General features: G+C 60.3%; 11 protein-coding genes. 1 reads left to right on the top strand and 10 read right to left on the bottom strand.

What is annotated here, in order from left to right; all coding sequences use genetic code 11:
* Positions 1-69 precede the first annotated feature (69 nt).
* From LOC68_RS23455 to LOC68_RS23435, 5 genes are read right to left on the bottom strand one after another with little or no spacing between them, the layout of a single operon-like run.
* The gene (locus LOC68_RS23455) at positions 70-2,457 is read right to left on the bottom strand and encodes a hypothetical protein (protein ID WP_230223261.1); all 2,388 of its coding nucleotides are present in this window, start codon (positions 2,455-2,457) and stop codon (positions 70-72) included.
* Complete coding sequence (locus LOC68_RS23450) at positions 2,454-4,607, bottom strand: VWA domain-containing protein (protein WP_230223260.1); 2,154 nt, start codon at positions 4,605-4,607, stop codon at positions 2,454-2,456. Before LOC68_RS23450 ends, LOC68_RS23455 begins: the two co-directional genes overlap by 4 nt.
* Positions 4,608-4,620: 13 nt before the next feature.
* Positions 4,621-5,526, bottom strand: coding sequence for a DUF58 domain-containing protein (locus LOC68_RS23445; protein ID WP_230223258.1), 906 nt, complete (start codon positions 5,524-5,526; stop codon positions 4,621-4,623).
* Positions 5,483-6,523 carry an AAA family ATPase gene (locus LOC68_RS23440; protein ID WP_230223256.1) on the bottom strand — a complete coding sequence of 347 codons (1,041 nt, stop codon included), beginning with the start codon at positions 6,521-6,523 and terminating at the stop codon, positions 5,483-5,485. Before LOC68_RS23440 ends, LOC68_RS23445 begins: the two co-directional genes overlap by 44 nt.
* Before the next feature lie 49 nt (positions 6,524-6,572).
* Positions 6,573-9,002: an outer membrane protein assembly factor BamB family protein gene (locus LOC68_RS23435; RefSeq protein ID WP_230223254.1), complete on the bottom strand. Its 2,430-nt coding sequence runs from the start codon at positions 9,000-9,002 to the stop codon at positions 6,573-6,575.
* Between the two features lie 265 nt (positions 9,003-9,267).
* Between LOC68_RS23435 and LOC68_RS23430 the strand changes: the two genes are divergently transcribed.
* Positions 9,268-9,600, top strand: a complete 333-nt coding sequence (locus LOC68_RS23430; RefSeq protein ID WP_230223252.1) for a DUF983 domain-containing protein — start codon at positions 9,268-9,270, stop codon at positions 9,598-9,600.
* A gap of 13 nt (positions 9,601-9,613) precedes the next feature.
* On the opposite strand, the gene LOC68_RS23425 is transcribed toward LOC68_RS23430, so the two are convergent.
* From LOC68_RS23425 to LOC68_RS23405, 5 genes are read right to left on the bottom strand one after another with little or no spacing between them, the layout of a single operon-like run.
* On the bottom strand, positions 9,614-9,937 hold the full coding sequence (locus tag LOC68_RS23425; RefSeq protein ID WP_230223250.1) for a hypothetical protein: 324 nt from the start codon (positions 9,935-9,937) through the stop codon (positions 9,614-9,616).
* A gap of 19 nt (positions 9,938-9,956) precedes the next feature.
* On the bottom strand, positions 9,957-10,403 hold the full coding sequence (locus LOC68_RS23420; RefSeq protein ID WP_230223249.1) for a DUF420 domain-containing protein: 447 nt from the start codon (positions 10,401-10,403) through the stop codon (positions 9,957-9,959).
* A gap of 5 nt (positions 10,404-10,408) precedes the next feature.
* Positions 10,409-11,608, bottom strand: a complete 1,200-nt coding sequence (locus tag LOC68_RS23415) for an SCO family protein (protein ID WP_230223247.1) — start codon at positions 11,606-11,608, stop codon at positions 10,409-10,411.
* Entirely contained in the window at positions 11,608-12,486 is an 879-nt protein-coding gene (locus LOC68_RS23410; protein WP_230223245.1) for an ABC transporter permease, read from the bottom strand. The genes LOC68_RS23415 and LOC68_RS23410 overlap by 1 nt, the downstream gene beginning before the upstream one ends.
* Entirely contained in the window at positions 12,479-13,423 is a 945-nt protein-coding gene (locus LOC68_RS23405; protein WP_230223244.1) for an ABC transporter ATP-binding protein, read from the bottom strand. Before LOC68_RS23405 ends, LOC68_RS23410 begins: the two co-directional genes overlap by 8 nt.

Genomic DNA, 13,423 nt, shown 5'->3' with positions numbered 1-13,423 from the left:
AAGGATCATTTCCTTCACTATACCGGCCTTTCGACGGGGGCTTCTAGTCAAAAACCCCGCGGTATGCCGTTACAGCATCCCTCCCCGTTTGCGCAACAACCACTCGCCAATAATGAGACTGACGAACAGGGTCGCTAGTTTCCACGAATTCCAAACCGGAATCGGCGACAAGGTTTCTATCCGCACCTGACGCCCCTCCGGCAGGTCTTTCAGCAGCTGCGTCGCCTCGGCGAAGGTATAAAACTTTCCACCGGCGGCGGTCGCAGCGGCGCGAAGCTCATCAAAATCGGCGGCCAACCGGGCCATTTCGCCAGCGGTCGCTTCAATTCGAAAATTAGTCGCCGCTTGCTCGGGGGCGTCGGACATCACCGGTTCGGCGATCCAGGCCCGATACTCCCCTTCCGGCAGATCGCTGATTGCCGCTTCAAACGTGTCGCGGCTTCCCGAACTGCGAGCGAGCGACACGCGGCGTTGGCGTCCCCCCGCTTGTTCGATCATCACCGTTACCCCTTGGTCGCTGGTCGGCGCTTTGCGGTCGTCGAAGAAACGAACCCGCAATCGCACCGGTTCGCCCCGTTCGTATTCGCTGCGACTTGCAGCCAACTCGGCGCCCCAGCCTCCGCCCAGGACCGACGCTCGCGCCAAATAACGGACCGTCTGCATCCAGAACGGGTCGTGGTATTCCCATCGCCACAGATCGTCGCTCGCCAGAAACATCACCTTCCCGCCGCCGACGAACTGTTGCATCAGCAGCGGAATCGGATCACCCTGCGGATCGAACCGATCGCGGGCCGACGCCAAGACCTGGGCGCCAGGCTTCAGCGACGTGAACTCCGGCAGCCAATACAACTGCTTGATCGAATCCCAACGGCGGAGCGTTTCGCTGGTATTGGCGCCAACTTGCAGCGGCGGCGAAGTGACGCCCAGATTGCTGAGCTTCACCGGGATCGAACTGGTCAGCGGCGGTGAAGGTCGCTGGGCGCCTTCAATTTGAAACGGAAAGAGGGCCGCAACCGGAGTTCCGCCATACTGCCACGGCAAAAACTGATCGCCGGCGACGAAGATGACGCCGCCCCCCTTCTCCACTACAAACTTGTGGACCAGGTCCAAATTGCTGCGGCTCAAAAACGCGGGGTTTGCATCGCCGATCACCAGCACATCAAACTTGAACAGCTCTTCCTGGCTCGAGGGAAATATCCGCTCTGCGACGGCGTCCTGGTCGGAATACTCCATGTCGGAATCTTGAAGAATCGCCGTCAGATCAAACGCATTCTCCGGTTTGCCGCTCGCGGTGATCGGCTTCAGTTGCCGCTCGAACAACGTCTTGAGATAGCGATACTCAAACCGCGGCTGCGAATCGACCAGCAGCACCTTGATCGCATCATCACGAACGGCGACTTGGGCGGTCGCCTCGTTATCGCTCAGATCGACTTCGTCGTCTCCCGCTTCGACCGAGATGATGAAGGTGAAGTCTCCTTTCTCGGTCGGGCGGAACTGCAATTCCATCTGCCGCGTCATTTCGTCGGTCGCGACCGAAACGTTCTTCTCGGCCAGAATCTCGGAGTCATCCTTCTTGCGGAGCGTCACCTTCGCCGTTTTGCCCGCCATGCCGGTCGCGCCGAAGCGAAACTTGAAACTGAGCGGATCGCCGACGAACGCGGCTCGTTCGACATCGAGATCTTCGACGCGAGCATTCAACTGCCGCTGACGACTGCCAAGTCCGACCACAAAGAGCGGGGCGCCTCGACGTCGCGCAACGACCGCCGCATCGGAAAGCGATTTTCCTTCGGTCGTGATCCCGTCGGTCAACAAGACCACCGCCGCGGTCGGTCGGCCGCGCTGTTGCTGGAAGATTTCGCTAAGACTATCTCCCAACCGGCTTGCCGGCCGAGTCGCTTCGGCGGTCTTCAGCATGTCGGGCCAATGTTCGACGTCGCCGCTCCACGCGCGTCCGCTATCGCCGACAAAGTATCCCTTCAACCGATACCGCGACTTCAGCTGATCGAACCATTCTTCGCCCAGTAGCAACGTCCGTCCCTGATTCCAGCGCGACGCCTGCATGTAGCCGGCGGCCGAAAGTCGCGATTCGATCTGCGACGCTTCTTCGCCGCTAAGTGCGTCGACGTGCGACATACTTTGCGAGTCGTCAAGCGCCAGCACCAGGTCCGGCGTATCAGTCCGAAAGGGACGCAGCGACAAGCCGTACAGCATAAACAGGACGAGCGCGACCAGCGCGATTCGCATCGCGGCCAACGTCGCTTTGTACCAGGCCTGCTTGGTCGAACGTTCGCGGTAGTAGATCGATGCGACCAGCAGTCCGCCGCCGACCAGAATCGCAATCGTGATCCAGGGCGCCCAGGGAGCGATCCATTGCAGACTCGACTGCAAACCTTCCGCCTTCAGCTCGGCGTCGCCAGCGAAGAACCAGTAAACCCAGCGGTCAAATGCGTCGTTCATAGGGCGGCCGATCCAAACTTCCAGGCAAGAATCGGTTCCAACAACAACAGCGCCAGCACGCTGATCAGTAGCATCCGGAAGAGTGGAATCCCGTCGGTAATTCCGGTCGCCAAATAGGCGCCTTCGTCGGAGCTCGCTTGAAACAGCACCGGCGGCAGCTCTTCCCGCGACACCTGCGTCAGGTCGCTCTCCGCCGTGCGCAAATTGACCGCAAACAATTCGTCTTCCTTCGGGCGATCGCTCACTTGCAAGCGATAGATGCCGCTCGTTTCGGTTTCGTCAAACGCCCAGCTTCCGTCCGGCAGTCGTCCCAGACGCTGCGTTTCGCCGCGCGGAGTCGTCATCGCCGCGGTAACGGCGCTGCTGCTGGCGGTAAGTCGACCTTGCAGCACCTGACCAACCAACACGTTCTGTTGATCGCTTTCGCCGCGTACGACTTGGGCGAGCGTTTCCTGCACCAGCGGCGGAAAGCTAGGCCAAGTTGGCAGCGCCGACCAAGGCTGTCCCGAGCCGGTTGCAATCGACGCCGGCAATGCGATCACCGCCACGTTGTCGACCGCTTCGCCGGTGTCGCCGGTCACTCCGCTGCCAAGCACAATCGCCGGATCGCCGCTATCGAACCAGAGCGCGGTCCGAGCCGTTTCGTTTTTCTTAAGGCGGAAGTAACGCCACACCGGCGTCGACAATAGCCCGCCCCCTTGCTGGCCGCGGAAGGGCTCGACCAGCGGATGTTCGTAACCGCGGGGATCAAACCGAAAGTCCCCTTCGTTGCTCGCCCCTTCCAACACCACCGGAAGCAGCGGATGCTCCTTTGAGCCGAGCAACCGGTTGTAGTTGTCAGCGTCAACGTCGGGCCCCAGGAAGAAAGCGATCCCCTTCCCCGTTTGTGCATACTCGGCGAGTACGCCTGCTTCTTGTGCCGTGAACCGGGCGGCGTCGGCGACGAAGATCGCAGCGTAAGGAGTCAGATCAATTTCGACCAGCGCCGATTGACTGATCACTTCCGGTGCGATCGCCGCCGCAGCCGCGTCATCCGGACGGAGGGCGAACTTCAAAAACTTCGCCGCGCCGGGATTACCGGCGACGCACAAGACGCGAACTTGATCCTTCGCCGACGCGACGATCCAGCGATGATCGTCAATCGGAAGCGCGTCGTCGTCGAGCCGAAACTCGACCGCGTGGTCCCCCACCTTTTCAAATCGATACGAGAACTGCGCGGCGGCCGCTTCGCTGCTCGACAGGTCGATCAGTTGCTGACCGACCAGCGTATCGTCAACAAACATCCGCACGCTCTTGCCCCCTTCGCCAAGTTCTCCCAAGCGACGGACGTCAATCTCGAACGTGCTCGGCGCCGCGAGCGTCGCAAACGGCTCGACCATTCGCACGCTTTCGATGAACGCGTTGCCGGTCGACGGTTGCCCCAGGTCGATCAAGCTGAGGCTGCTCTTTTTCGCGAGTTGTTCAAACCGGGGAGTCGCCGCCGAAGCCGCTTCCCAGGTCGTCTTTTGCAAGTCGCTGAGCATGATCACTCGCGAGCGAGTCAGCCGCGGGTGATTCTCATGGGCGCCATCCACGATTTTTTCAACCTCGGCGAGCGTCGCTTCGAGATTGGCGCCGCTATGAGCGATCTGCAGCGCGTCGATCTCTTGCAGCACGTCGCCGGCGTCGTAGGCAGGATCGCCAATCACGACCAGCGGCGGCTCGCCCATGCGGACCAGCGTATAGCCGTCCCCTTGCGAAGTCGCTTCGACAATATGTCGAGCTTCCTCTTTGGCAGCGTCAAACCGCGAACGGCCATTCTCGCGATAGTCCATGCTGTACGAACCGTCGATCACGATCACCGTATGCCGCGCATCAAGCGACGCCGAAGCGGCCAATGGCGAGCCGGTCGTGCAAGAGATGTCAGCCAGCGCCAGGGCAAACAGCAGCATGATCGCACAGCGGATGATCAGCAGCAGCAGTTGCTCGATCTGAATCCGCCGCGAGTTCTTCTTCATCGCCGCGATCAGATACTGCATCGCCGCCCAGGTCGTCTCGCGATGACGGCGACGATTCCAGAGGTGAATCAAGATCGGCGCAGCGGCGGCCAGTCCCCACGCCAACATACCGGCGCTGGAAAACAAAAACGGGCTGACGGCCAAAAGCGACACGAGCGATCTTTCCTTACGAATGCATCCTAGCCATACGTCCCGACAAAAACGCGTTCAGCACCACGTCGAGCGGCTGATCGGTCCGTACCTGCAAGTAATCGATATTGGCGCTGCGAGCCTGAGCCTTCAGCGAGTCGATCGCCGCGTTGATCTCACGCAAGTAGGCTTTGCGAAGCGACTGCGGATCGACCAGCAGTTCCGGCATCTGCTCCAACCCATGAAACAGCGTCGGCTGCTGAAACGGAAAATCGAGTTCCGCCGGATCGAGCAAATGAACCAGCACCACGTCATGCCGCCGATGCCGAAAATGCTTCAGCCCGGCGATCATCGCGTCGACGTCGTCAAAGAAGTCGCTAATCACCAGCACGATCCCTCGCTTGCGGAACCGTTCGGCCAGCTGATGAAAGATCGGTCCGGTCGAGGTTTTGCGACGCGGCTCGGTTCGATCAAGCACGTCGAAAAACTGCTGAAGTTGCGTTGGGCTGCTGCCCGGTTCGATCAACGTCCGCACGTCTTCGTCGAACGTCGCCAAGCCGACGGCGTCTTGCTGATGGAGCGTCAGCCAGGCCATCGTCGCGGCGATGCACTCGGCGTATTCGAGCTTTGACAGCGGCGAACCTGGCCCAGCGTAGGTCATGCTTTCGCTGACGTCGAGGACCAGGTAGGCGATCAGGTTCGTTTCGTCTTCGTACTGCTTCAGATAGAACTTGTCGGTTCGGCCGAAGACCTTCCAGTCGAGATAGCGCAGGTCATCCCCCGGCGCGTACTCTCGGTGTTCGGCGAACTCAATCGAGAAGCCGCGATAGGGACTACGATGCGAACCCGAGACGAACCCTTCGACGATGTGCTGGGCCCGCATTCTCAAGCCATGCAGCTTAGCCAGCGTTTGCGGATCTAAACGCTTTGTCGGCTTGTTCATCGGCGGCGACCGTGGGAACGAGTTCGATAAGGCGACGAATCAGATCATCAGTCGTGATCCCTTCGGCGTCGGCGGTAAAATTGGTTCGCATCCGATGACGCAGCACCGGCAGCGCGACCGCTTGCACGTCTTGCGTGGTGACGAAGGTTCGCCCTTGCAACACGGCCCGCGACTTGGCGCCCAGCACCAGGTACTGACTTGCGCGTGGTCCAGCGCCCCACTGCACATATTGCGAGACGAAGTCCGGCGTCTCGTCACGCCCCTTGCGCGTCATGCGAACCAGCTGGATCGCATACTCGGCGACATGATCGGCGACCGGCGCCTTGCGGACGACGTGCGTCAGCTGGGCGATATCCTCGGCCGACAGGGTCGGCGTGATCAGCACATGATGATCGGCGGTCGTGCGGCGGACGATCTCGAGCTCTTCCGCTTGCGACGGGTAATCGACCTGGACGTTGAACATGAACCGGTCGAGCTGCGCTTCCGGCAGCGGATAGGTCCCTTCCTGTTCGATCGGGTTTTGCGTCGCCAACACGAAGAACGGAGTCGGCAGACGATGCCGCTGGCCGCCGGCGGTCACCTGATGCTCTTGCATCGCTTCCAGCAGCGCGGCTTGCGTCTTCGGCGGCGTACGGTTGATTTCGTCCGCCAGGATGACGTTGGCGAAGATCGGACCGGGGATGAAGCGGTACTCGCGTTGACCGGTCGACTTGTCCTCTTGGATCACTTCCGTGCCGGTGATGTCGGACGGCATCAGGTCCGGCGTGAATTGAATGCGATTGAAGTCGAGCGAGAGAGATTCGGCCAAGCTCCGAATCATCAGCGTCTTCGCCAAACCAGGCACGCCGACCAACAGGCAATGCCCGCCGGCGAAGAGCGAAATCAACAGCTGCTCCACCACCTCTTGCTGGCCGACGATCACCTTCGAAAGTTCGCGCGTGATCTGCTCGTAGGCGGCGTTCAGCCGGCGTACCGCATCGATATCTTGTTCTTCCAACGTCAATACTCCGAGGTGCTGCGACGCGCAAAGCTGCGCGTCGCCGAAATTAGCGAGAAGGCTCGCTCGCCGCTTCCCCTTTCAGGACGGTTAGCTGCTTCGGGCCCGCGATCACCAGGTAGTCGCCGGAGATCGCCAAATTGCCGCCGGTCAGCCCGAGCTCCTTCAAATCAATCGGCTCTTGAGCGGCTACCGGCTTTTCGTGCGAATCGACCTGCTGCTTCAAGACGTAAATCGCCTCCTGCGTCGGCCAATATATTGTATCACGCCCCAGGATCCCGCGCCCGTAGCCCAGGAGCAGCTTGCCGTCTTGCGGATTATTCGGATCACGCGGATTGGGGAACTGGCTGCGAATGCGGCCCGATTCGAGCCGAATCCAGTAAACCTGGTCTCCCGTGACGATCAAATCCTCCTTCGTCGCCCCCAACAAATGGGTCGCCTGGACTCCGCCGGGAACGGTTTGCCACTGCAGTTTGCCGGTCGCCGCGTCGAGCGCCACAATCCGGTCGCAATCGGCCGGCATCGTGACCACCATGTCGCCGGAAACGATGCAGGGATTCAGATCGCGGGTCAGTTGCTGATTGGCCCGCGCCATCGTGCCCGCTTCGAGCGGACCGCGCGGATAAAGGGTCAGCCACTGGATCTCTCCGGCCGCGGCGCTGATCGCCGCGATGACGCCCCGGTTGGTGTTGTAATAAATCACGCCGTCGGCCATCGTCAGCAGATTGTGCGAACGTTGTCCCGCTCGGTCGGCCAGCACCAGGCCGGCGCCATACGGTTCGGTCGAACAAACGCTCCGCCGCCAGATCCGCCGCGCCGTCGAAGCGTCGTAGCACGCGACCGCCGATTCGCTCCGGACGCCGTTCTTGGTCATCGCGACGTACAACTTGCCGCTGTCGATCAGCCCGGTCCCTTCAAACTCCCACTCATCTTCGCCCGGCTCGTTGGCGGCGATGATCGCCGCGATGCGACCTTGCGCCGCCAGGTCGATGACGTAAATTTCGGCCGACTTGAAAAAGGTCGACGCTCGTTCAGTGTAGACCGACAACGTGTTTCCTTGCCGCGCGGCCATCAAGCGGCCGTTGGCCGAAAGCGTATAACGGGGCGCCCCAATCGCCGACTCCAGCTTCGGCAGATGACGCTCTTGCCACTGATTGGTATTCCCCAGCTGCAGACCGTTCGCCAAGTCGATTTGGCTTCGATGAAACGTCCCAAAGTCAGGATTCTTCGGATCGGCTCCGCCGCCGCTTGGCCACGCCGGCACGCCGTCGCTCAAGACGAACGCCCGCAATCGCTGCGCGTCGTTAACGAACAGTTCGTTGCCGATCGCGATCGGGTAAAAGCTGAGCGGCGTCTCGCCACTTTGCGTCATCTCCGGCAAACCTTGAAACCGGATATTGGCGGCCGGCCCAGGAAGGGCCGTCGACCAGGCGATCTTTTGAACGCGGGGAGACTGCGCCGCGATCGCGTTTCGCTCCGCACTGCCGGCGAACGTCTTCCAGTTCTCAACAAACTGCAACTCGTACTGCTTGCCGGCCATATCTTCCAAGATCGCTTGCAGCGCCGTATCGAAACGCTGCCGCTTGCCGCCGATCCATCCTTCGGCGTTCGGCGCCAAACGTTTTAGCAGGTCAAGCTCCACCACCGCCCGCGGTTGATCTCCTTCCAGCGCCGAAGCCAACGCCAATCGCGCGAGCAAATCGGCCAGTGGAATGTCGGTACTTGGAACGGATCGATGGTTTGAAGGACGCTGCGGCTGCAGCAACAACTTCTTGATCTCATCTCCATCCTGATCCCAATCGACGCCGTCGACCGCCACCCACAGGGGCTGACCAGGAAACGCATAGAGCAATGACTTTTCGTCGTGCGGAGCGCGCAGCCGCGGATCGATTTGTTCCCACGCAGCACGCGCGGCGGCGAACTCTCCTCGTTCGAGCCGCACGTCGCCCAGCGCTAGAAGTGCGTGGTCGGTTCCGCTCGCTAGAAAGTAACGTTCGATCGCTTGTTCCAATTCCCCGTAATCGTGCGCGGCGATCGCCGCTTCATAGGCCGCTTTCGCTGAGACGTCGGTCTGCTCACGATAAGGAGCCAACAGTTCCGGCTTGCGACGTGCGATTTCGGCGAGTTGGGTATGCAAGCGGCGACGGAGGCCGACATAAAAGATGTATTGGTCACCCGACTGCAGCGTCAGCGAATCGGCCTCGAAGAGTTGATCTCCATGCGCCGCGATCAAGCGGCGGTATCCTTCGATCGCTTCCTGCCACTGCTCGTCGCGGAGGCGTTGCTCCAACTGAACCAACAGTTGCTGCGACTCATTGTTCAGTTCCGGCAATTCGACGGTCAGCGAGAACTGGCCCCGAGTCGGCGGGGGCTGCGGCAAGAACCGAATCTGCGCTTGCGCCAAATCGACTTGGACCAGACCGATCCAAATTGCGACGGCCAGCAGCGAGACGCGAGGGAGAGATCGGAGGAACTTCATGCTCTGCCGGAAGGGGGATTGGAGGAGGCTGCGGAACGGACGGTATTTCCACACTGGAAAGTATAGGGCCCAAAGGGGAGATCACAAAATCAGGACGCCCGCTCGCCGTAAAACCGCTGGTCGGGGCGCTGCCTGCGACATTTTGGCGTTTGCCAGCGAGAAAGGAGGGAAGTTACGATCTACGTCTACGATATTCCGTCCCCTTGTGTAGGAAAGTTTGAGGGAATTCATGAGATTCCGGACACTTGTCTCCCGGAGCCTCCGTTTGCGCTGCCCGGTTTGCGGTCAGGGGCGGATCATGCGCAGTTGGTTCCGCATGCACAAGAACTGCCCCGAGTGCGGCGCCCTCATCGAACGTGAGCCTGGCTTCTTTTTGGGCTCGATCTATTTCAACTACGGGCTGACGACGCTGATCGTGGCGATTGCGTTTCCGCTGCTTCTCTTCAATGGGATCGCCGACTCGCAGACGTTGCTCTTTACGTCGCTCGCGTTCGTTTTGATCTTCCCACTCTTATTTTTTCCGCTCGCGCGCAGCTTGTGGCTCGGCCATGATCAATACTGGGATCCGCGCACCGACATCCCGGAGCGGCTGCCGTAAACGAGAGACTTTTCTACGCGTCGACCGGCGGTTGCGTCGGCACGCCAGAAGCCGATTTGCGGCGAGCGAGTTCCGCCACCGCTTCATCCGATCCGGCAGCCATCGCGGCGGAAGCTTTGCTGCGAATCGACCAAAAGACATACGCTGCAAACGCGCCGACCAGCGTGAACGGCATCGCCATCATGAAGATGATGCTCCAGCCGTAAGCATCCGCCTGTCGATCGCCAAACCCGGCCTTGCACGTCGGACAAGCTTCGACAATCGCGGCCTGAACGATCACGATCAGGATCGCCAGCGATAGCCAGGCCAGTCGAGCGGCAAGTTGTCGAGCGTTCATCACGATTCCCTCTCAGCCGCTAAACCGCTTGCGGGGGAAAGAATTGATACAGCATCAAGTAGACCAGCACGCCGGTCACCGAGACGTACAACCAAATCGGAAAGGTCACTTTCGCTAGTTTACGGTGTAGCGGCCGATTGTCACGCAAACCGTAGTAAATCGTCGCAACCGCCAAAAATGGGACCGCAGCCGCCAAGACGACATGGGTCAGCAACATGCCGTAGTAAAAGTAGCGAACGCCCGCCGACGGATAGGTCGGGAACGTCTTTCCATGCCCTTCCAGCAGCGCGTGATACGTCAGGTAGCAGCCCAAAAAGAGGATCGAAACGCCAAAACAAGAGAGCATCGTCCACTTGTGGGCGACTTCCTGATGACGCTTGATCTGGACGAAACCGACGACCAACAACAGGGTCGCCAGGCCGTTCAGCGAAGCGTTGACATGCGGCAAAATCTGAACCAGGTCCAACGGAATTACTCCTGCTTTGCGGCGGTTTCGCCGGCCGACGAACCTTCGTCTCCGGCAGACTCAGCGGAGGGCTGCTCCGACGTCTCTTCCTGCTTCGGCCCCAACACCTCGTCTAGCTTCTTACGCAACTGACGCATTTGCGTCGGGTTGAGTGCGGCGTACGAGTCGATCACTTTGCCGTCCGGGCCGACCAGGTACAGCTGTTCGCTATGGGTTTGCGGTTTCACCACGGCGTGAAAATAGTTGGCGCCGATCTTTTCGATGTACTTCAGATCACCGGTCAAAAAGTACCAGACGTCCGGCTTGGCGATAAAACGCTCGGCATAGCCGGTTAGCACGTTCGGCGTGTCATTGGCCGGGTCGCAGGTAATGCTGACAATCTTCAAACCACGATCGGCGTACTCGGCCTGCAACCGCGAGTTTTCCAGATTCAGCAGCGTGCACGTCGACGGGCAAGTGGTGAAAAAGAAGCTGCCGAGCCAATACTTTCCGTCCAGCGATTTACTGTCAAACTCTTGGCCGCTCCGTTCGGTGAGCGTAAACGACTCCATCGGCTCAGCCGGCGGCTCTTCGGTTGACTTCTTTTCTTCCGGCTTCTCCTCCAGCAGCTCCTTGATTAACTTGCGGGCGGCTTTGAAGTCCGAGTTTTGCGTCGCCAGAAAGCTGCCGCGCAGTTTGCCGTTGCGATCGATGACCACCATCCGCTCGCTATGCGTCTGCTTGGCGAAGCCGACGTGGAACTGCTTTTCCGAAATCTCCTGGATCTTCTCCAGGTCGCCGGTCAAAAACTTCCACTGCGACGGATCGGCCTCAAACATCTGGGCGTACTTCGCCAACACTTCCGGCGTATCGGTCGCCGGATCGCAGGTGATGCTGACGAACTTGACGTCCTGGCCTTTGAACTCCTTGGCCAGCACCGCAACTTGTTGATTCAACAACCGGCAGATCGACGGGCAAGTCGTAAAGAAAAAGCTGCCGACCCAGACGTCGCCGTCCAGCTCTTTCGAGTCGAACTCGGCGCCAGCCGAATCGGTTAACGCGAACTCACCGATGTAGACGTTCTCAGGAACGGTCACGTTGTGCTTCGGGGAATCGACGTCGCGCATGCCGCTTTCCTGGTTCTTCGCGTTGGCGGCGAACCAGACGATCATTCCCCCAATCAAAACGAACAGGGTGGCGAGGAAAAAGGCGAACGTTTTATTCATCAAGCGTCTCCACTTCTCGGTTCCGCCGCGGACCAACAAGCCCACAGAAGCATCAACACGGCGAACGCAACCGTCACCTCGATGGCGACGGCAGGACTCGGCGACCAATACGCTTCGACCGGCAGTCCACGTCCCGGCAGCGGCGCGTCGTTCCCCATACCCCAGTACATTATCTCTCGCAGCGAGGCGATTGCGTAGGTGACCGGGTTCAGCCGCATCACCCAATGCATCGCAACCTGGCTCCAGGGAGACTGTGCGGTGACGTACGGAACCGGGAAAAAGGCGCCTGACAACAACCAGAGCGGCATCAGCAGCAAGTTCATCACCGCGTGAAAACCTTGCGTCGACTCCATCCGCCAGGCGAGCAAAAAGCCGAGCGACGTCAGCCCGATCCCGACAATTAGCAAGAAGACCGCCATCACCACAAAGTTGAGCGGCCCCAAGTTGACCTTCAGCGTTAGCGCCAGCAGCAAGAACAACACGCCTTGCATCGTCGCCAGCAGCGCGCCTCCCATCACCTTCCCCAGCACCATCGACCAGCGGGGAATCGGCGCCGCGAGGACCGACTGCAAAAACCCTTCATTCCGATCTTCAATAATCGAGATCGTCGCAAAGATCGCCGTGAACAACACGATCAGCATCAGCGTGCCGGAGAAGTAATACTCCAAAAAGCTGACGCCGGCCGCCGTCGCCGCGCCAGGCAACTGAAACGTCCGACTCATCCCGGCGCCAAACAGCAGCCAGAAGAGGAGCGGCTGTCCAATCGCGCCGATGATCCGGTTCCGCTGTCGCAGGAAACGGACGATCTCTCGTTTGCAGAGCGAAGCGGCGGCCAACAGCGGCTTCGGCTCGATCGGAGCGTCGACGTCGCTACTCATGGGTCGCCTCCTCGCGCCAGTATTGGCGGCCGGTCTTGTCGATGAAGACGTCTTCCAGCGTCGGCTTACCGAAGGTGATCGAATCGATCTGCTCGCCGAGCGCCTGCATAATGTGCGGCGCCAGATGCGACGCGTCCGGCGCCTCAAAACGAACGGCGCTATCCATCACGCGCACCTCGTACGAGACGATCTGCCGCAGCGCCATAGCCAAAGCTTCGGCGTCGCCGCGGGTCGTGATCGTGACCGAGTCGCCGCCGACCGAAGACTTGAGCGCCGTCGGCGTATCGAGCGCGACGAGCGTCCCTTGATCCAGAATCGCGATCCGGTCCGCTTTCTCCGCTTCTTCCAGCAGATGGGTCGTCAGCACGATCGTCACCCCCTGCTCCGCTCGAATCCGCTGTAGGTATTCCCACAAACTGCTGCGGGCGCCTGGATCGAGTCCAGTGCTCGGCTCATCCAACAGCAGCAATCGCGGGCGATGAATCATTCCCTTCGCCAGTTCGACGCGACGACGGAGCCCGCCGGAAAGCTGCTCGGCCAGATCACCGGCGCGATCGTGCACTCCCAGCTGACGCATCATTCGCTCTTCCGCCTCTTTGGCGGCGGCGCCGCTCAGTCCGTAGAGGGCCGACTGCTGCCGCATGTTCTCGGCGACGGTCAGCTTCTTATCGAGACTGGGCGATTGAAATACGACGCCGATCCGGCGACGGACCTGATCACGCTGGGTCGCGAGATCGAACCCCAGCACATCCACCTTCCCGGCTTGCAGCGGCGCGAGCGTCGACAGCAGACGAAACAGCGTCGTCTTCCCTCCGCCGTTCGGCCCGAGAAAGACGAAGATCTCCCCCGGCTCGACTTGCAGCGACAAGTCGTTCAGCGCGCGCCGCGTACCGTAGTTATACGTGACGTTCTCGATAGAAAGGGCGACCGCCGACAT

This window comes from Blastopirellula sediminis, assembly GCF_020966755.1.
GTDB lineage: Bacteria > Planctomycetota > Planctomycetia > Pirellulales > Pirellulaceae > Blastopirellula > Blastopirellula sediminis.
The sequence above is the reverse complement of the archived record's forward strand: the minus strand, read 5'-3'. Positions and strand labels throughout refer to the sequence as shown.